The sequence below is a fragment of the Deltaproteobacteria bacterium genome, assembly GCA_015233135.1.
Taxonomy (GTDB): domain Bacteria; phylum UBA10199; class UBA10199; order JADFYH01; family JADFYH01; genus JADFYH01.
Window position 1 is genome coordinate 18,546 of record JADFYH010000025.1, and the last position, 19,866, is coordinate 38,411.

General features: G+C 45.0%; 18 protein-coding genes. 10 read left to right on the forward strand and 8 right to left on the reverse strand.

Annotated elements, in window-relative coordinates:
• Positions 1-106 precede the first annotated feature (106 nt).
• From HQM15_08805 to purH, 3 genes are read left to right on the forward strand one after another with little or no spacing between them, the layout of a single operon-like run.
• Positions 107-865, forward strand: a complete 759-nt coding sequence (locus HQM15_08805; GenBank protein ID MBF0492866.1) for an ABC transporter ATP-binding protein — start codon at positions 107-109, stop codon at positions 863-865.
• Positions 862-2,214 (forward strand): MCE family protein, encoded by a 1,353-nt coding sequence (locus HQM15_08810; GenBank protein ID MBF0492867.1) that lies wholly within the window; start codon positions 862-864, stop codon positions 2,212-2,214. Before HQM15_08805 ends, HQM15_08810 begins: the two co-directional genes overlap by 4 nt.
• Before the next feature lie 18 nt (positions 2,215-2,232).
• Positions 2,233-3,816 carry a bifunctional phosphoribosylaminoimidazolecarboxamide formyltransferase/IMP cyclohydrolase gene (gene purH, locus HQM15_08815; protein MBF0492868.1) on the forward strand — a complete coding sequence of 528 codons (1,584 nt, stop codon included), beginning with the start codon at positions 2,233-2,235 and terminating at the stop codon, positions 3,814-3,816.
• Positions 3,817-3,888: 72 nt separating this feature from the next.
• Here the strand turns inward: purH and HQM15_08820 are convergent, their stop codons facing one another.
• Both HQM15_08820 and dnaK read right to left on the reverse strand, forming a co-directional pair.
• The gene (locus tag HQM15_08820; protein MBF0492869.1) at positions 3,889-4,629 is read right to left on the reverse strand and encodes a VIT1/CCC1 transporter family protein; all 741 of its coding nucleotides are present in this window, start codon (positions 4,627-4,629) and stop codon (positions 3,889-3,891) included.
• Positions 4,601-6,526, reverse strand: a complete 1,926-nt coding sequence (gene dnaK, locus HQM15_08825; GenBank protein ID MBF0492870.1) for a molecular chaperone DnaK — start codon at positions 6,524-6,526, stop codon at positions 4,601-4,603. Before dnaK ends, HQM15_08820 begins: the two co-directional genes overlap by 29 nt.
• A 192-nt stretch (positions 6,527-6,718) precedes the next feature.
• Here dnaK and dnaJ point away from each other — a divergent pair, with 192 nt between their 5' ends.
• From dnaJ to HQM15_08850, 5 genes are all read left to right on the forward strand, one after another.
• Positions 6,719-7,852, forward strand: a complete 1,134-nt coding sequence (gene dnaJ / locus HQM15_08830; protein ID MBF0492871.1) for a molecular chaperone DnaJ — start codon at positions 6,719-6,721, stop codon at positions 7,850-7,852.
• Positions 7,853-8,140: 288 nt separating this feature from the next.
• Complete coding sequence (locus tag HQM15_08835) at positions 8,141-9,127, forward strand: MoxR family ATPase (GenBank protein ID MBF0492872.1); 987 nt, start codon at positions 8,141-8,143, stop codon at positions 9,125-9,127.
• 45 nt (positions 9,128-9,172) lie between these two features.
• Positions 9,173-10,060, forward strand: coding sequence for a DUF58 domain-containing protein (locus HQM15_08840; protein ID MBF0492873.1), 888 nt, complete (start codon positions 9,173-9,175; stop codon positions 10,058-10,060).
• Positions 10,057-10,563: a hypothetical protein gene (locus HQM15_08845; GenBank protein MBF0492874.1), complete on the forward strand. Its 507-nt coding sequence runs from the start codon at positions 10,057-10,059 to the stop codon at positions 10,561-10,563. The genes HQM15_08840 and HQM15_08845 overlap by 4 nt, the downstream gene beginning before the upstream one ends.
• Before the next feature lie 174 nt (positions 10,564-10,737).
• Positions 10,738-11,730: a VWA domain-containing protein gene (locus tag HQM15_08850; protein ID MBF0492875.1), complete on the forward strand. Its 993-nt coding sequence runs from the start codon at positions 10,738-10,740 to the stop codon at positions 11,728-11,730.
• Positions 11,731-11,792: 62 nt separating this feature from the next.
• On the opposite strand, the gene HQM15_08855 is transcribed toward HQM15_08850, so the two are convergent.
• From HQM15_08855 to bamD, 6 genes are read right to left on the reverse strand one after another with little or no spacing between them, the layout of a single operon-like run.
• Complete coding sequence (locus HQM15_08855) at positions 11,793-12,152, reverse strand: methylglyoxal synthase (GenBank protein MBF0492876.1); 360 nt, start codon at positions 12,150-12,152, stop codon at positions 11,793-11,795.
• The gene (locus HQM15_08860) at positions 12,149-12,928 is read right to left on the reverse strand and encodes a DUF4340 domain-containing protein (GenBank protein ID MBF0492877.1); all 780 of its coding nucleotides are present in this window, start codon (positions 12,926-12,928) and stop codon (positions 12,149-12,151) included. Before HQM15_08860 ends, HQM15_08855 begins: the two co-directional genes overlap by 4 nt.
• An 18-nt stretch (positions 12,929-12,946) precedes the next feature.
• On the reverse strand, positions 12,947-15,100 hold the full coding sequence (locus HQM15_08865) for a Gldg family protein (GenBank protein ID MBF0492878.1): 2,154 nt from the start codon (positions 15,098-15,100) through the stop codon (positions 12,947-12,949).
• Positions 15,097-16,047 carry an ATP-binding cassette domain-containing protein gene (locus tag HQM15_08870; GenBank protein ID MBF0492879.1) on the reverse strand — a complete coding sequence of 317 codons (951 nt, stop codon included), beginning with the start codon at positions 16,045-16,047 and terminating at the stop codon, positions 15,097-15,099. The genes HQM15_08865 and HQM15_08870 overlap by 4 nt, the downstream gene beginning before the upstream one ends.
• A gap of 55 nt (positions 16,048-16,102) precedes the next feature.
• Positions 16,103-16,828 carry a tetratricopeptide repeat protein gene (locus HQM15_08875; GenBank protein ID MBF0492880.1) on the reverse strand — a complete coding sequence of 242 codons (726 nt, stop codon included), beginning with the start codon at positions 16,826-16,828 and terminating at the stop codon, positions 16,103-16,105.
• A gap of 11 nt (positions 16,829-16,839) precedes the next feature.
• On the reverse strand, positions 16,840-17,595 hold the full coding sequence (gene bamD, locus HQM15_08880; protein MBF0492881.1) for an outer membrane protein assembly factor BamD: 756 nt from the start codon (positions 17,593-17,595) through the stop codon (positions 16,840-16,842).
• Between the two features lie 115 nt (positions 17,596-17,710).
• On the opposite strand from bamD, the gene HQM15_08885 reads away from it, so the two are divergent.
• Together HQM15_08885 and HQM15_08890 are read left to right on the forward strand one after the other, a co-directional pair.
• A complete protein-coding gene (locus HQM15_08885; GenBank protein MBF0492882.1) occupies positions 17,711-18,118 on the forward strand; it encodes a DUF1844 domain-containing protein in 408 nt (135 codons plus the stop codon).
• The gene (locus HQM15_08890) at positions 18,115-19,575 is read left to right on the forward strand and encodes a DegQ family serine endoprotease (protein ID MBF0492883.1); all 1,461 of its coding nucleotides are present in this window, start codon (positions 18,115-18,117) and stop codon (positions 19,573-19,575) included. Before HQM15_08885 ends, HQM15_08890 begins: the two co-directional genes overlap by 4 nt.
• Positions 19,576-19,866: the final 291 nt, after the last annotated feature.

The following is a 19,866-nucleotide window of genomic DNA, read 5'->3' on the forward strand; positions in this document are numbered from 1 at the left end:
AATATTTTTTTAAGTCTAAATACGCCTTCATCTAGGGTGGCTGGCGAAAAGATTTGACTTCTGATTATTTAACAGAAATTTGTGCAGTCGTGAGGTTAAAGACCATATGATAGAACTAATCGATGTCCACAAAAATTTCGGCTCCCAAAAAGTCCTTCGAGGCGTAAACCTCAAGGTTCCCGAAGGCTCCATTACTGTCATTTTAGGACGCTCCGGGGAGGGGAAAACAGTTTTATTGAAACACATGATCGGTCTCATCAAGGCGGACTCCGGCAAAGTGCTGGTGGATGGGGAAGACTTGAGTCTATTGAATGAGGAACAGTTGTTGTCGGTTCGTAAAAAATTCGGAATGCTTTTTCAGCATGCAGCCTTATTTGATTCGCTGAATGTGGAAGAAAATGTGGCTTTTCCTTTGAGAGAGCACAGCAAAAAGTCTGAAAAAGAAATCAAGGAACTGGTAAGAGAAAAGTTGAACCTGGTAGGCCTGAAGGAGGTAGAAAAAAAAATGCCTTCGGAGCTTTCGGGGGGAATGCGCAAGCGAGTAGGCTTGGCGCGAGCCTTGGCTTTGTCGCCAAAAATTATTTTGTATGACGAACCTACTACAGGTTTGGATCCTCTCATGACGGATTCTGTGAATGAACTCATTTATCAAACACAAAAAAAGTTGCATGTGACTTCAATCATTATTAGTCACGACATCGAATCTACTTTTCGAATTGCACATCAAGTGGCCATGCTGCATGAAGGGCAAATCGTGGCGTGTGGAAATCCTGAAGAATTTCAAAAAAGTAAAAATGTTTTTGTTCAACAATTCATTCAACCCAAAAAAAAGTTGAATGAGGCAAAAAATGAGGATCCTTTGTGAATAAAGCCAGTGCGCTTAAAGTGGGTTTGTTTGCGCTAGTCTGTTTAGCTCTCATTGTTTTTTTAAGCTTGCGAGTGAGTGATTTAAAGTTTTCAGGCGCTGGACATTATCCGCTGTATATTGACATGAAATCTGCAGAAGGCGTCGACCATAAAACGCCTGTATTGGTAGCGGGGATTCAGGTCGGTATTGTTGAAAAAATTGAACTGACTGAAGCTCATCACGCCCGATTGACTTTGAGAATTAATAAAGAGGTGCAACTTCCCCAGGATGTCACGGTAGAAATTCGTCGAAGAGGAGTGTTGAGCGATGTTTATCTGGAATTGGTTCCAGGCTTTTCTCATGAGACGATTCAGGAAGGTCAAACCATTGTTAATGCCTCTCCAGGCGTTGATTTTAATGATCTTGCCAAAAACTTAAATGAGGTGGCGATCAATCTTAAAGAGGTTTCTAGCTCCATTAAAGGTTACGTGTCGAGTGATGATTCTGCCCTCGCAAAAATCATGAAAAACATGGAGCATCTCACCGCAGATCTTGCCGCTTTTTCAGGGAACAATCGTCAAAACCTGGATGTTGTGGTGGCTAACCTGAAAGATTTAACCGGCGGACTCAAAGGGATGGTGAATCAAAATGCGGGGGAGGTAAATAGTGCCATCGCAAAAATTGAGAGCATCACGCGAAAGATAGATAGCGGAAAAGGGAGTCTTGGAAAATTAATTAATGATTCGAGCACGGTTGAAAAAGTAAATGAGGCCCTCGATAGCGTGAATGATTTGGTAAGTCCTGTCACAAAAATGCAAACCGAACTTGGCTATCACCTGGAATATTTGGGGCATTCCAACAGCTATAAAAATTATGTGAGCTTGGCCTTGAGACCTCGGCCTGATAAGGCTTTCCTGCTGGAGTTTGTAAGCGATTCAAATCCACGGCCCAATCTTAGTACTACCACCACTACAGTCACTAGTGGAGGGGTCAGTAATACGGTGGTTGCGGACCAGCAAAGTGTGAGCCATAACAGTTTTCGAATTTCAGCAGAATTGGCCAAGCGTTTTTACGATTTTACTCTTCGTGCAGGAATTATCGAATCGTCCGGAGGTGTTGGGCTGGATTACGACAAAGGGCCTTTTGGAGTTCAACTTTCCGCTTTTGGATTTAATGGAGGCAGTTTTGATAGGCCTCATCTCAAAGCCTCCGCCTCGGTGAATGTGACAAAAAATATCTATTTGCTTGGGGGAGCAGACGATTTTATTTCCAAACACAAAGAGGCCGATTGGTTTGTGGGGGCAGGAGTAAGATTTTTGGATGATGATATTAAATCGTTGTTGGGAGCTTTTTCATTAAAACGTTGAGATTCAGGAGAATTCAAAATGTCCGATATTAAAATCAAACGTGCCTTAATTAGTGTCTCTAAAAAAGATAAAATTTTGCAACTCGCTTCGGCTCTGATAAACCATGGGGTGGAGATCCTCTCCACGGGCAATACCGCTGAACTCCTCAAAAAAGAAGGGATTCCCGTCGTCAAAGTTTCCGACTATACGGGCTATCCTGAAATTCTGGAAGGTCGGGTCAAAACCTTGAATCCAAAAATACACGGAGGTATTTTAGGCCGGCGAAACGTCGCAAAACATGTGCAAGAAATGGAAAAACAGGGAATCCCTCCCATCGATTTGGTGGTGGTGAATTTGTATCCTTTTGAGAGGAGTATTGCCCAAGAAAATTGTACTTTGCAAAATGCCATTGAGAATGTCGATATTGGTGGCCCAACCCTGATACGCGCGGCAGCAAAGAATTTCGAGTCGGTTGCGGTGGTGGTGGATCCTGCAGACTACAGTGAGGTGATAGAACTTTTGGAAATCAAAGAGGGCAGATTGTCTCTGGATTTCCGTTTTCAATTGTCCAAGAAAGCCTTTTCCCACACCGCGGCCTATGACGATGCGATCAGTAATTACCTCACGCGTATTACTTCTCCTGCAGAACAGCAAACCCCATCGCTAGAAACTTTTCCCAATGTGTTTAATATCCAGGCCAAGAAGACACTCAACTTGCGCTATGGTGAAAACCCCCATCAAAAAGCAGCCTTTTATCAGACAGGAAAAAGCAAAGAGCCTTGCGTGGCCCAATCGACGGTGCTGCACGGGAAAGAATTGTCGTTTAATAACCTGCTCGATTTAGAAGCAGCTTTGGAAACGGTTAAGGAATTTCAAGTGCCAGCTTGTGTGATCGTGAAGCATAACAACCCCTGTGGAGCGGCCATAGGAAACAGTTTGAAAGAGGCCTATCAAAAGGCCTTTGCCTGTGATCCTAGCTCGGCGTTTGGTGGAATCGTTGCCGTCAATCGTGTGGTCGATCTGGAACTTGCGGAAGAAATTGTAAAAATATTTTACGAATGTATCATCGCTCCGGATTATGACTCGCGTGCCTTGGATTTGCTGCGTGCCTCAAAAAAAAATCTACGTATCTTAAAAACTCCCTCGGTGTCGCAGTGGAATGCGGATCGTCTTGATATCCGTAAAATTGCGGGGGGGCTTTTGGTGCAAGAGAGAGATTTAGGTCAAATCAACCTGGACAATTGTCGCGTGGTTACAGAACGTTCTCCCACGCCCGCTGAACTTTCTGCTCTCGATTTGGCCTGGAAAGTAGCAAAACACGTGAAGTCGAATGCCATCATCTTTGCAACCAACGATCGTACGGTGGGCATTGGAGCAGGACAGATGAGCCGCATTGATTCTGTGCGAATCGGAGTATTAAAATCTTTTCAGGGAGTGGCAGGAACGGCGATGGCCTCGGACGCCTTTTTTCCTTTTCGAGACAATGTGGACGAAGCCGCAAAAGCAGGTGTGAAAGCTATTATACAGCCGGGGGGCTCCATTAAAGATGAAGAAGTAATTCGTGCCGCCAACGAGCATCAGTTAACCATGCTGTTTACAGGCATGCGACATTTCAGACATTAGGCGTAATTCACTAATCTGGTTGAGATTCATTGGAAGTCCCCTCCTCCCTTGAGAGGGTGATCTTTGATTCAATCAGTAGGGATGAGGGGCGAGATTTGTAATCAACTTTGCCACCCCGAAAGCCACACCAGACGCTATTCCTCCCACAATTACCGTCTGAAATGCAGAACGAATTTTGTTTACTCCTGTGAACTTTGCCTTTACCCATCCAAACAAGCCGAGAGCCATTAAAGTGATAATCATTGAAATTAAAAGCGCTTGGTGTGTTGAAATTTGATTTGAAAAATAGGGGAGCAAGGGGAAAATTCCTCCTGCGATGTAGGCCCCACCTATGGTTAAGCCTGAGGGCAAGGCCCGCTTGGGGTCTACATATTCCAAGCCCAGCTCTTCTCTCATCATAAATTTTACCCAGGCTTCTTTATTGGAAATAATCGCGTGCACAGCAGATTCCAAGGTTTCTCCATTCAAACCATAATTCGAAAACACTTCTCTCACTTCCTCTTCTTCATGATGAGGCAGTTCTTCGGTTTCCCGGTATTCACGCTCCAGCTCTGTGCTGTAAGTGTCCGCTTCACTTTTAGTAGCCAAATACCCACCCAGCCCCATGGCGATGGAGCCGGCGGCAATTTCAGCCAGGGCAGCAATAATAATAGTCCAATGATTGAGCTCTGCCCCGGCCAAGCCCGCTGCCAAGGCAAAAGGCACGGTGAGTCCATCCGAAACACCTAATACTAAATCCCGTATGATTTTTGAGCCGGTAAAATGCTGTTCGATATGCATAAACCTACTCTTTTGACTCCGTAAACTCTGCATCCACCACATTTTCATCTTTCTTGGCTTCTGTATTTGCACCAGCATCCGAAGGGTTTGCCCCTCCTGCAGCTCCTGCTTTTTCGGCTTCAGCGGCACTGGCCTTGTACATGGCTTCTGCCATTTTGTGGGAGGCCTGGGTTACTTTTTCAACGCCCGATTTCATGGCCTCAGCGTTGTTGTCTTCAATGGCTTTTTTCAATTCAGCGACCGCATCTTCAATGGCTTTTTTGTCGTCTGCAGAAATTTTATCGCTATTTTCTTTCAAGGTTTTTTCGGTGGCGTGCACCAGTGATTCGGCCTGGTTTTTAGCCTCTACTTCTTCGCGTTTCTTTTTATCATCGGCCTCATTGTCTTTGGCTTCACGTACCATTCGATCGACTTCTTCTTTCGACAAACCACTGGAAGCAGTGATGGTGATTTTCTGTTCTTTGCCTGTGGCCTTGTCTTTGGCAGAAACGCTCACGATACCGTTGGCATCAATATCAAAAGTGACTTCTACCTGAGGAACGCCGCGAGGGGCTGGAGGCAGTCCATCCAAAATAAAGCGCCCCAGGGTGCGATTGTCTTTGGCCATTTCGCGCTCGCCCTGCAAGACGTGAACTTCAACACTGGGCTGACTGTCTGCCGCAGTGGAAAACACCTGAGATTTACGAGTGGGAATGGTCGTGTTTCGATCAATAATTTTCGTGAGCACGCCTCCCAGGGTTTCAATTCCCAATGAGAGGGGAGTGACATCCAAGAGCAACATGTCTTTGACATCGCCTGTCAGCACGCCCCCTTGTACGGCGGCTCCGGCGGCGACCACTTCATCGGGATTCACCCCCATGTGCGGTTCTTTGCCAAAAAACTTTTTCACTTCCTCCCTGATTTTAGGCATGCGGGTTTGTCCACCCACCAAGACCACTTCTTTGATGTCCGAAGGTTTTTTGTTTGCATCCGCCAGGGCCTTTTTAACGGGCACGAAAGAGCGCGTGATCAGGTCATCCACCAGAGATTCCAGCTTTGCACGGCTCATCTTCACGTTCATGTGCTTGGGGCCAGAGGCATCGGCGGTGAGGAAGGGGAGATTCACTTCGGTTTCCATCGCGCTCGAAAGCTCGATTTTCGCTTTTTCTCCTGCCTCTTTCAGACGCTGCAAGACCATACGGTCTTTGCTGACATCAATGCCCTGGTCTTTTTTGAATTCGGCAATGAGGAAATCGATGATTTTTTGATCGAGGTCGTCTCCACCCAGATGCGTGTCGCCATTGGTCGATACGACTTCCACCACATTTTCACCCACTTCCAAAATAGAGATATCAAAGGTACCGCCCCCAAAGTCGTAAACGGCAATGAGTTCGTCCTTCTTTTTATCGAAACCATAAGCCAAGGCGGCCGCGGTAGGTTCGTTGATAATACGTTTCACATCCAGACCGGCAATTTTGCCTGCATCTTTGGTGGCCTGACGTTGAGAATCGTTAAAATAGGCAGGCACCGTGATGACGGCCTCAGTGATCTTTTCTCCCAAATAATCTTCGGCCGATTGTTTCAACTTCATCAGAACTTTTGCAGAAATTTCGGGAGGAGAGAATTTTTTGCCTTGCACCTCAATCATTGCATCACCATTAGAGCCCTTGCTCACTTTATAAGGCACCAAATGGATTTCGTGATCTACTTCATCTTGCTTGCGGCCCATAAAACGTTTGACTGAAAAAATGGTATTTTCAGGATTGGTGACCGCTTGGCGCTTGGCCACCTGACCTACCAGGATTTCCCCATCTTTTGTGAAAGCAACTACAGAAGGTGTGGTGCGGGCCCCTTCCTGGTTGGGGATGATCTTGATCTCGCTGCCGTCCATAATGGCTACGCAAGAGTTGGTGGTTCCCAGATCGATGCCGATAATTTTTGACTTCGCCATAAATAAATTTCCTTTCAATAAAAAAATTGGGGTAAGGACTTGATTTCCATGAATCAAGCCCTAGTTCTTTTGTAGAGATAAGTTCCGGCTTTTTAAAGTCAAGGTGGGGCAGTTCTTTTTTTTAGATTGTTTCTAGTGCGAGGATTTGATTAAAGGGCTGCTCTGAAAAAACACTTACTCAAGCGAGATCCAATGAAAAAAACAGATTATTACGAATTTCTGAGTGTGAGCCGGACGGCCTCCTCCGAAGAGATCAAAAAGGCCTATCGTCAAGCGGCCATGAAATTTCATCCCGATCGTAATCCAGGGGATAAAAAGGCCGAAGAAAATTTCAAGTTTGCCTCGGAGGCCTACGAAGTGCTTTCCGACGATCAGAAAAAACAGATTTATGATCGCTATGGTCACCAAGGTCTGGATGGAGGGGGATTTCATCATGGCTTTGGCAATGTGGAAGATATTTTTGAATCGTTTGGAGACGTGTTTGAAGATTTTTTTGGCATGGGCGGAGGACGTCGCGGAGGCGGGCGCAAGCGGGGAAGGCGTGGCCAGGATCTGAGCGTTCAAGTGACGGTGAGTTTTAAAGAGGCCTATCATGGCACGGAACAGGAAATTCAAATTCGAAAACCCACCTTGTGTGAGGACTGCGGGGGCAAAGGATATCCAGCCTCCTCCAAACCTACTCATTGTCAAAATTGCCAAGGCAGCGGACAGGTGTTTCATTCCCAGGGCTTTTTTACCGTTTCCAGTACTTGCCCGGTTTGTCGAGGCCAGGGACAGCTTATCAAAGTGTTGTGTCGTTCCTGCCAGGGCCAGGGTTTGGTAGAAAAAGAAAAGAAGCTGAAAATAAAAATTCCTGCAGGGATTGATCAAGGCAATCGTCTGGTTTTAAAAGGAGAGGGCTCTGCTGGGACAGAAGGTGCCCCTGCGGGGGATTTGTATGTGGTGGTTCGTATTGAAGAAGATGAAACTTTTGAAAGAGATGGTTTGGATATTTGGGTGGATCTTCCCTTGTCCTTTCCCCAGGCCGCTCTGGGCGCTAGCCTGAAGGTGAAGACCGTCGAGGGTGAAATGGAGGTGGAAGTTCCCAAAGGTATTAACGCCGGTGAGACGATAGTCCTTCAGGGCAAAGGTTTTCCCGAACTGCGTGGAGGGCATCGAGGCAATCAGATTTTGCAAGTGCAGTTGCGCACCCCCAAAAAGTTGAGTGCGCGGCAAAAAGAATTGTTTGAAGAATTGGCCAGAGAATTGGGGCAAGAAGAAGCGCCTGAAGAAGCGTCTAGAGAAGAGAAAGCCTCGAAGAAAAAGAAGAAGAGGTTTTGGGAATAAGGTTTAAATTTATTGTATAAGTCCTCTCTCCCTTGAGGCATAGGTATCTACACAAGTCAGCAAGATACTAATTTTGTTACTCTTGCTGATCCCTCCCCTTAAGCTAAGGGGAGGTTAGGAGGGGTTATGAAAGATTTTGCAAATTAGAGAAGCCCTGAATTTTGCAAGGTTTTCCATAACTCCCCCAACCCCCTCTTAGCTTAAGAGGGGGAAATATCAAAAGATGTGTAGATACCTATGCCTCAAGGGGGAGGGGAATTGCAGAATGAAAGAGAAAGGATTTTTTACATGCAATTTACCATCCCCGAAATTACCGAAAAGGTAAACAAACTCCAACCCATCATGACCAGTGTCTTGGACGAAGTAAACAAGGTCATTATTGGTCAGCGTTACCTCATTGAACGTCTGGTGATGGGGCTCATGCTCGAAGGACATATTCTGGTGGAAGGGGTGCCCGGACTGGCTAAAACGACGGCCGTCAAGGCCTTGGCCACCGTGATGAATGTGCATTTCAAGCGCATTCAATTTACTCCCGATCTGTTGCCGGCCGATCTCATCGGCACTCAAATCTACAATCCTAAGACTCAAGAATTTGGGGTGAAAAAAGGTCCTATCTTTGCCAATATTATTTTGGCCGATGAAATCAACCGGGCGCCAGCCAAGGTGCAATCGGCCTTACTAGAAGCTATGCAGGAGAAACAGGTGACTATTGGGGAGAGTACCTTTGAGTTGGAACGGCCTTTCGTGGTGTTGGCAACCCAAAATCCCATCGAGCAGGAAGGTACTTATCCCTTGCCCGAAGCTCAGGTCGATCGTTTCATGCTGAAATTGAACATTACTTATCCGACGCCGGCCGAAGAAGCCGCCATTATTGACAGGGTGGCGGGGCAAAATCAGCCGCAACTGAGTGCGAAATTCAGTGCTCAATCCCTTCGGGCAGTGCGCGAAGTGGTCGATCTTATCTATGTAGATCCAAAGGTAAAAGAATACATTGTGAAAATTGTTTTTGCGACGCGCAATCCCGCCGAACTCAAGATTGGAATTGAACGCTACATCCAATTTGGCGCCTCGCCTCGTGCTTCCATCAATCTTTTTCAGGCGGCCAAGGCCTATGCCTTTTTACAAGGTAGGGCTTATGTGACGCCGCAGGATGTAAAGACGATGGGCTTCGATGTGTTGCGTCATCGAGTGATGAGAACCTATGAGGCCGAGGCAGAAAATTTGAGTAGCGATCAGATCTTGCAGAAAATTTTTGATCATGTGGAAGTCCCATAATATCCCCTCTCCTAGCGTAGGAGAGGGCAGGGTGAGGTAGGCATAGTGCTCTCAAAAGAAGTCCTTCAAAAAATTCGACTGATTGATATTCAGAGTAAATACCTCGCCAATGAGGTGTTTGCGGGCGAATACGAAAGCGCTTTTCGGGGCAGGGGGATGGAGTTTGAAGAAGTGCGTGAGTATCAGATTGGGGATGATATTCGCAGTATCGACTGGAATGTCACGGCCCGCATGGAAAAGCCCTTTGTGAAGGTGTTTCGCGAGGAGCGCGAGCTGTCGGTATTTTTTATGGTGGATGCCTCGGCCTCGCAAAGTTTTGGCTCGGGTGGAAAGCAGAAGAGGGAAGTGTGCGCGGAGATTGCGGCCCTGCTGGCTTACGCGGCTTTGCGCAGCAACGATAAAATTGGTCTGATGATTTTCACCGAAGAAGTTGAAAAATACATTCCCCCCAAAAAAGGCTCAGGGCATGTTTGGCAGGTGATCAAAGAAATTTTGAGTTTCGAGGCCAAAGGTAAGAAGACAAACTTGAAAGGCGCTTTGGAGTTTGCCGCCAAGGTGGTGAGCCGGCGCTCCGTTTGTTTTTTGCTTTCTGATTTTTTGGCTGATTTTCTGGCGCAAAATTATGAGCAAGCCTTGGGCATTGCCTCCCGAAAGCACGATTTGATTGCTTTGGCGATGAGTGATGCCCTGGAAGAAAAAATTCCTCCTTTGGGTTGGATGCAATTTAAAGATTTGGAAACGGATGAAAGCTGCTGGTTGGATAGTCGAGGGCAACGATTTCAAGAATATTTATTCCAGCAAAAAATAAAAAGGCAGTTGGCGCTAAAAGAATTGTTTCGCTCCCAAAAAGTGGATGCCTGTTTTTTGGAAAGTGGAAAGGACTATGCCACTCCATTACTCGAACTGTTTAGGAAGCGCGAAAAACGATTATGACCGTCGACCAAATGACCGACATTCTGGATATCAAGCCCCTCATTCCACCCAATGTATGGCCCCTGCTTTTCGTGTTTTTGGCGATGCTTATTCTGATTGCCCTCCTGGTCTTTTATTTTCTCAGGCGTAAAAAAAATATCGAAAATCCTCCTCCCCTTAAAGTGACGCAGACAGAAAGTCCGCGAGAAAAGGCCCTGAGAAAAATAGAAGAATTAAATACCTCGGGTTTACTCGAACGCCATCAGTATCGAAAATATTATTTTGGCATGAGCGAAATCTTGAGGACTTTTTTACAGGAAGAATATGCCATTGAGGCCGTAGATGCCACGACCGAGGAATTAACTCCGAAGATTAAGCAATCTGAATCTTTCTCTGAAGAGCAAAAATTCAATTTACTTTTCTTGTTGCGCGAAATGGATTTGGTGAAGTTTGCCAAGTCCAACCCGACTTCAGAAAGTTTGGAAAAATTAAAAAAGGTTCTCAAGGAGTTTATTGAGAAATAGTCACTGTTCAGGTAGCTCTGGAAATTGCGAGGACTGCCGAGCAATCCTTGAGAAAAAATACAAATGGGCCCCCGATTTCTCGGGGGTGACGCAATTTTTGTTTTCCTCACTTCCAATAGTTGCGAGTTCCGCAGCAATTGGAAGAGCTACCTGAACAGTGACGAAAAATAATCTATGCTACGTTTTCAACATCCTCTATTTTTTTTACTCTTGCTCCTCTTGCCCCTACTTTTTTATTTCGAAAAAAAGAGAAGGCACTCTTTTGTTTTATTTTCTTCCAACGATTTACTTCCCCATGATGCTTCAGCTTCTTCTGCCCCATTTATCTGGATTCCCTGGTTCATTCGCATGCTTGCTCTTGTCTTGATCATCACTGCCTTGGCGCGACCCCAACTCGCCAACGTAAAAACGGAAATCAGCAGCGAAGGGGTGGATATCATGCTTACCCTGGATACCTCCGGGAGTATGCAGGCCCTGGATTTCAAAATTCAGGATGAAGAAGTAGACCGGCTCACGGCCGTCAAAGGGGTGGTGGTGGATTTTATCAAACAGAGAATCAGCGATCGCATTGGCATGGTGGTGTTTGGGGAAATGGCCTACACTCAATGTCCGCTGACACTCGATTATGACGTGCTACTCTCCTTTTTGGATGAGGTGGAAGTGGGTGCAGCCGGCGATGCCACGGCGATTGGGGATGCCCTGGCCTTGTCGGTGAAACGACTCAAAGATCTGAAATCCAAATCCAAGATTATTATTTTGCTGACGGATGGAAAAAGTAATGCCGGAAAAATCACGCCCGAAAAAGGGGCCGAACTTGCTGCCACGTTTGGCATCAAAGTTTATACGATAGGGATTGGGACAAAAGGCCTGGTTCCCTATCCTCAAAAAACAATGTTCGGTATGCGACGCATGATGGTTCAAGTGGACATCGACGAAGAAACCCTGGAAAAAATTGCCAACACCACCGGTGGAAAATATTTTCATGCGAGCAATGTGGAGGGATTAAAAGAAATTTACAGCACGATCGATCAGATGGAAAAAAGCGAGGCCAAAGTGAAGCATTATCAAGAGTATCAGGAACTCTATTTGGGTTTTTTGATTGGTGCGCTGGTTTTGTTGTTGCTGGAGTTGGTTTTAAGGGAGACGAAGTATAAGGTGTTCCCCTAGGAGCCTGTCGGAATAATCATCTTCTTGTTTCTTGTTCGTGTTTTTTACTGTATTCTTTTTTTTTACAAACCTCGGATTAAGATAGACGCCGAGGCCAGGTTGGTGGCCAGAGGGATGTTGTGGACATCTGCCAAGCGAAGCAGCATGAAGATATCCGGTTCATGGGGATGCAGGCCCAAAGGGTCTCGCAAGAAAATGACTCCGTCTACTTTTCCCTCAACAATCTTGGCCGCAATTTGCGCATCGCCTCCCTGAGGGCCACTTTTGACTCTTGTGACCTTCAAGCCGGATTGTTGTATGTGTTTGCCGGTGGTGCCTGTGGCAATCAGCTTAAATTTCCGAATCAGCTGAATATTGTCTTTGACGAAGGCCACCATTTCGGCTTTTTTTCCATCGTGGGCGATGAGGGCTAGGGTTTTCATATTTTGCTTTTTAGTTTTTCGGCACTGTCTTCACTAATGAGTACAACTTCTCCTTCCCAGTCTTTTAATCCGAAGAGTTGTAAATAATAAAGATCATTTTTGGTTTTATTTCCAAGTCGCAATTCTGCAGGTTTTTCTTGGTTGGGAATTGGTACTAAAATTTTGGCTTTGGGAGGATTTAATCCCGTGTCTAGCGAAGGCAGCTGCTGAGTGTCGACGAAATCGATGGCGCTTAAATCCGGAGTAAAAATTTGTTTTTTTCTCCAAAAATTAAAAGGTGAGAGGAGGTGTTCGTCCAAACGATGTTTGAGAGCGTATACCCTTGGGGTTTTCTCTTGAAGAATTCTTGCATATTGAGAGCTAAAGTCAGCGCTACGCTTTCCAAAAAGAAAATTGAGTTTTTGAGTGGAACTTTTCAGCTGAAGTTTGATTCCACTTTCGTCGACGCGAAAGAGTTTATATTTTTCTGGATTTTCAGAAATAACAGCCTCTATTTTTATATTTTTTAATTCTTCTAAAAAGGATCTGACTTTTTCTTCATCCGCTGGGTAGTTTTTCCCTTTACCCATTAGTCTCCATTCCGCATTTTGTTGTTGGAGAATAATCTGTTCGGGGCCTTTTATAATTTCGATTTCTGTGCTGGAAGCAAAAGGAAAAGAGAAAAATGAATTTTGGTTTGAATCGGATTTTTTAGAATGTGGATGGGGGATAAAATAATACAAGATTAAGCTAATCAGTAAAAGGCAAAGAATAATAATAGAGCGATTTTTTGGCATTGTTTTAAACGGTGGATCTCAAATTTGCTGAGATAAGTTTTGCAGCGATTTATTCCTTCGATAATTATAAAACAATCCCAAAACAATCACGACGAAAGCCATTCCATAGGTATTCAAAACCTTAATCCAATTTTTTTCATTTTCTGACAGCAGCTTGAGAGGCCTGTCTACCAAGGTTTTGGCGCGAATATGAATCAGATCCTCTCCCAGGCTCATCCAATCCACGGCATTGAGAAAGAAGTTCAAATTGTCTTCGAACATCCTTAAAAAATCGTCTTCCATAAAACGGCTGGAGCCCACCACGAGCAGCGAGGCATTTTCCTTTTGTAGCAAGGCGATCAGGGTATTGTTGTTTTGGGCCTGTAAGGGGATTTGGGCAACGGCTTGAGGCTGAAGAATAAAGGGCGATTTTTGAAGGCTGCTTTCTAGCGAAGATTTCGCCAAGACTTGAGAGCCCCCTTGAAGGGAAGAAGTCCAGGGCAATACCAGCGACTGCAGGTTAGCGGTGATGGGATTTTTTTTGTCCAAGTTCTCGGGAGTGACTTTTACCCAAAAGGGATAGGCGATTTGATATTGCATGTTGCCAGAAGCGAATGCTGCGGGGGCATTGCTTGCATCCAAGACCAGATCTTCGTTGATCTGAATCCCCAGTTTTGAAAGCAGCTCGAATAAATTGCTCGGAGTTTTTCTGGTCTCGAGCTCAGTATTCACCTCGACTCGATTCACCAAGGCGATCAGGTGTCCGCCTTGATGATAATATTCTTCGAGCGAAGAGATATTTTTCTCATTCAAGCCTTGGGGTGAGAGTAAAAGAAGAGAACTAAAATTTTTGAGATCCCAATCCTGGTTTGAAATTAAAAGTTGAAGTTCATAAGTTTTTTCCAGACTTTCTTTGAGGATGGCGTATTGTTTGGCAAATAGATCTTTATCATCGACCACAATTCCAATTTTTTTCAATTTTTTGCTGGTCAGTTTCAGAAGAGCAGAGCTCAGCTGATATTCCAGATTGCTGGCTTCGCTGAGTACCGGAAACATTTCTTTTTTATCTTCGTAGAAAATTCCCAGGCCTAAATAAATTTTCTTTAAGGCTCGTGTGTCTTTCTCAATCACAGAGAGTTGGACGGGCGGGATGCCCAGTTGATTGATCTTTTTTTCTTCTTCAGGATCTGTAGCCGGATCCATTTCCTGGATGGAAATTTTATGTCCGGAGAGATTTTGATATTCCGACAAGGTGTTCCAAATGTCTTCCCGCACCTGGGTGAGGGCTGGCGGGAGTTCTTTGGAGAGATAGAGTTTGAGGACGACCTTGTCGTTTAAATTTTTTAAAATTTTTTCGGTGGAGCTCGACAAGCTATAGCGCTTCTCTTGGGTGAAATCGAAGCGAAGACTGCTTTTGGAGGCAATGAGATTGAAGGTCACGACAATGGCCAGGATCAAAACAGTGAGGACCAGAGAAGATTTTTTTTTCAGATTTCCCACCACAAAACGATTCAAGAGCAAGGCGCTAAAAATAAAACTCAGAAAATAAATCAAACTTTTCAGGCTCAGCACTCCGCGGGCCAGATTGGCGTAATGGGTCTGCAGACTGATACTGCTGAGTGTGGAAATCAGCATTGGAGGCGCCGAACTTAAGATGAACGGGTCTCCCAGGATGTAAAAAAAGAAAGCTGCCATTGCGCACAAAATGAAAGAGACCATGGAATTTTTTGAAAGGGCAGAGCAGAGCAGGCCCCAGGACAAAAACGAAAGCGAAAGCAGATAGAGCCCCAAATACATCGCCAGACTTTGCCCCCAGTCGAGCTTTCCTAAAAAAGAACAAGTGAAAAGCAGGGGAAGGCTGAGTATCAGACTTAAGAGTAGAAACAAGGCCCCGGATAAAAATTTGGCCAGGATCAAGCTGTTTTCTGAGAGGGGAAGCGTGAGTAAAATTTCGTGAGTGCCTTGGCGCTTTTCGTCCGACCATTTTCCCATCGAAATGGCCGCAATAAAAAAGAGCAGGGCCCAAGGGGCAAACTGAAAGTAGCTTCTCAAGCTGGCTTGGCCATTGATAAAAAAAGTTCTAAAAAATACCCAGTGCGTGAGGATGAGAAAAGAAGCGAGAAAGACATAGGCTGCGGCCGAGCGAAAGCTGCTTTTGAGTTCTTTTTGGGTGAGGGTGAGTATGGGATTCATAGGTGATTTAAGGGGAGAGGGGAAGCGGTTAAACTCAGAAAAATGTCCTCCAGAGAATTTTCTTCAAAGCCCAGTTCTGAAAGTTTCCAGCCTTTTTCCAAAACGAGATTAAATATATTTTCCCCCAAGTTTTCAAAGGGGCTCACACTCATTTCATAGCGATGCCAGTTTTCTTCGGAAGAGAGATGTTTCAATTCTTTTACAGGAAATTTTTGCAATAAACTGTGCTCAATGTCTGCCTTATTTCCTTCAATTTTGAGTTTTAGTTTCAGAACGCCCTGTGCCTTATGAGCAAGCTCTTCCGGGCTTCCCGAGGCGACGATGCTGCCCTGATGCAGTACTAACACCCGAGAGCAGAGGGCTTGTACCTCGGGAAGAATATGACTGGAAAGTAGAACGGTTTTTTCTTTTCCCAGCTCCTTGATGAGAGAGCGAATTTCAATGATCTGATGAGGATCCAAGCCCGTACTGGGTTCATCCAGAATAAGGACCTTGGGATCGTGGATCAGTGCCAGGGCCAGCCCCAGGCGTTGTCTATAGCCTTTGGAGAGTTCCTGTACTTTTTTGCCCAGCACATTGCCGAGTGCACAACGCTCAATGAGATTTTTCTTTTGAGAAGTAATTCTTGCAGGACTCAATTGATGCAAGTTCCCCAGAAGTTCCAAGGATTCAGCGACTTCAAGATCTTCCCAAAGGGGATTGTTTTCGGGAAGGTAACCGATGTTTTTTTTTACTTCGAGAGTTTGTCCTTCCAGATTGTAACCTTCAATTTCCACTTTTCCAGAATCCGGCAGATAAAACCCCGTTAAAATGCGCATGGTGGTGGTTTTGCCGGCACCGTTGGGCCCCAGGAAGCCCACAATTTCATGGGGATTGATGGTGAACGAAAGATCCTTTAAGACGGGCTTGGAGCCTAGCGTTTTGTGAACGGAAGTGACTTGAATCAAGGGGACACCCTCTCCCTAGCCCCCTCCCGTGGAGGGAGAGGGGATTATACAAAAACTACTTTGTTTTTGCTTTGGTCGATTGCGGTTCATCCGCCAATTTCAAATACATCTTTGCCGATTCATCGTTGGGATGCGCCTTGAGTACAGCCTTCCAGGCATCAATTGCCTTTTTCTTTTCGCCTTGTGCGAAGTAGGTGACGCCCAATTGGACACGCGCCTGATGAAAGCGGGGGTTGGATTTTAGAATTTGGCTTAAAATCTGGATGGCCTGGGTATGCTTCCGTTCCTCACGCAAGCTGAGTGCCCACTTGAGTTTGATGTCCAAAAACTGGGGCCTTAACTTCAAGGCTGTTTCGTATTGTACAATAGATTCGGGATGTAATCCGATGCCCGCGTAGATATCGCCCAGCTCTGCATGTTTATTGGCAATCTTATTTTTGATAAAGGGATCCATCTTCTCTTTTTTGCGCTTGGAAGTGGCTGGAAACACCCTTTTATAAAGGGCAGAGGCCTTCTTGTATTGGCCCAAATCGTTGTAGAGTACGGTCAAATTCAGCAAGGCTTCGGTGTAATTGGGATTGATCTTGATGGCCTTTTCAAAGGCTTCAATGGCCGGAGTGAATTCTCCCCGGGAATGGTAAATGACTCCCATACGGTTATAAACGTCTGCATAATTTTTATTTTTTTTCAGGAGAGCCACAAAGCATTTTTCAGCTCGCACGTAGTCCTTTTTCTCAAATGCCTGGACCCCTTCTTTGAAAAGTTCCGTACTATTATCCATAATTCCTCTCCTTAGGATTTCTTCAACCTATTCGTTATTTTTTTAGTTCTTTTCGAGTCTGGAAATTCTTCCTTCATTAGCTCTGCCACTACTTTCGCTTCTTCTATTTTGCCTAGATTGTTGTAAGAGATGGCCATAAAGTAAAGCGCTTCTTCATCCAATCCCAAATGAGAATAATGATCGATGATTTCTTTAAAGCGGGGAATGGCTGCCAGATATTCCCCCCACCTATAGTAAAGTTTACCGATATAATAGTGCCGATTGGCGATTCTTCGGCGGGCCTCGTCGTATTTTACCTTTGCCATTTTGGCGTAAGGGGAGGTGGAATACTGAGAGACCACCGTTCTAAAATTGTCTACGGCCTCCGGCAGGTTTTCCTGATTTCTATCCACGGATTTTGGGGCCGCATGCCAGTAACAGAGGCCGGCGCGGTAGAAGGTATAATCCAGTTTTTCGCTGGTGGGATGTAGTTTTGCAAACAATAAGTAGGTCTCGGCGGAAAGGAGATACTCCTTTTTGGCAAAATAGGTGTCGGCAATTCTCAGTTCCGCCTCACCGGAATATTTGGAGTCGGGATAGCGGCTTTTGAAGATCTCTAGGCAATCCACCGCTTCTTGAAACTGTTTTTTAGAAGAAAGCCTTACGCATTTATTGAAGGCCTGCTCTTCGTTTTCTTTTCCGGTAAACCCAAAGGGCCGTTTTTTGCCGCAGGCGGGAAAGGAAAAAAGGAGATAAAAAATGGAAAATAATGTGAAAAGTTTTTTCATGGAATTCGCATCCTATATTTAATGTAAAGAAATGTTCAAGCCTTAAGGTTGACAACGCCAAAAGGCATCATTAATTTCAAAACCAAAAAAAAAAAACCGCGTTGGGGGCAAAAATATGAACCAAAATGAAAAAGATTCTATAAAAGTAAATGACCATCGAAGCTTTAACCCTGATGGCACCGAGCGTTTCGACCCCTCTGATATCCAAACAGAAGCTAGAAATCAATGGGGTAGTACTCAGGAAGAGATTCCTTCTTCCAAAGGGTCCTCTGCTTTTCCTCCTGTCAATTTTGCAAACTTTGTTCTTTCTCTGGCCAGTTCGGTGCAGATGTGTCTGGGGCTTTCCCCAAACCCTTTTACGGGGAAAGTTGAAAAAGATCTCCCTCAGGCCAAGCATAGTCTTGATCTAATGGGAATGATCCAAGAAAAAACTAAAGGAAATTTAACTCAAGAAGAAGATCAGCTTTTGCAGGTGATCCTCACCGACTTGAGACTTCGATACATAGGAGAGAAAAAAACATGAGAAAACAATATTCAAAAAGTACTTTAATTGTCACAGCCTTTTTTTCGGCTTTACTTGCGCTTTTGTTTGCTTGCAGTTTTGATTTTACAAAAAAAACGAAGGCGGAAGACCAAAAAGCGCTTAATGCGACTCCTGCTCCAAATTCTTTTTCCCAAAAAAACTCTTCAAATAATTTTCCCTCTTTTACAGAGATGGTGAAACGCATAAAACCCGCGGTAGTCAATATCTCTAGCACGCATATTGTTCGCCAACGCATTCCCAGAAATTATCGGAATCCTGCCTTTGATGATTTTTTTAACAAATTCTTTGGTGCCCCTCAAGAACAGAGCCAAAGTAGTTTGGGGAGCGGTTTCATCATTGATGCAGAAGGAACCATTCTGACCAACAATCACGTAGTTCAGGATGCCGATGAAATTCAGGTAAAGTTGGATGATGGTAGAAAATTTCAGGCGAAAATTTTAGGAACGGATCCTAAAACAGACATTGCCGTGATTAAAATGCAGGGCGCTTCTCACTTTCCTTTTGTTCCGCTTGGAAACTCCGATCCGCTGGAAGTTGGGGAGTGGGTGGTGGCGGTGGGAAACCCTTTTGGTTTGGGACAAACAGTGACCGCGGGGATTGTTTCTGCCAAAGGCCGTGTCATTGGGGCTGGTCCTTATGACAATTTCATTCAAACAGATGCCTCGATTAATCCAGGCAATTCAGGTGGCCCTCTTTTTAATTTGAATGGGGAGGTGATAGGAATTAATACCGCTATTATTGCCAGCGGCCAAGGAATTGGTTTTGCCATTCCCATCAATGTAGCCAAAAATCTGGCCCCGCAACTCGAAAAAAAAGGCAAGGTGAGTCGGGGATTTTTAGGCGTTGGAATTCAGGAGATGGATGAAAATTTGGTGAAGTCATTTGGTCTATCCAACGATAAGGGCGCGTTGGTGGTGGGTGTGAACCCTGGGGGGCCCGCAGAAAAAGTAGGTATTGAGGTGGGAGATGTGATTGTCTCCTTCAACGGAAAAACCATTGAGGGGGCCCACGATTTACCCATTCAGGTTTCTCAAGCTTCTGTGGGATCAAAAGTTCCTGTGGAAATTATCCGTAAAGGGCAAAAGAAAAATTTTATGGTAGAAATTACGGAGCTTGAACCTGCAGAAAAACAAATGGCTCAATCCGAAAAAGCCTCAGGGACACTGGGTTTGCAGGTTCGAGAACCCAAAATAGATGAACTGGAAGAATTGGGTTTGAGATCTAAAAAAGGGGTGCTGGTGGCCCGTGTAGGCCAAGATTCAGCTGCACAATGGGTGGGTTTACAAGGGGGGGACGTGATTTTGGAAATCAATAGCAATCCTATTAATAGTCTGGAGGATTATAATCAGACGGTTTCAAAAATTAAGAATGGGGATATTGTACGCATGCTGGTGAAACGCGGGCAGAGGAGTAGTTACTTGGCTTTTCGGAAGTGAAATTGTGGGAGCTAATCTAAATTCGTCCGCAGACGAATTTAGCAGTCTTTTGCAATTGTCTCGGGTAAGAGTAGGGCTTCAAAAAAGGTCCTCTATTTTTTTCTGGTCAAAGTAGTTTCCTGTTTATATAGGCACCCCCTCCATTTATATTTTTTAATACCACCTCCCTATTATTTAGGATGGGCAGGTTAGGGCAAGAATCATCACGCGGGGGGAAAATAATGAAACATACTCCTTTATATGAAATTCACAAACAACTGGGTGCAAAGCTCGTAGAATTTGGTGGATGGA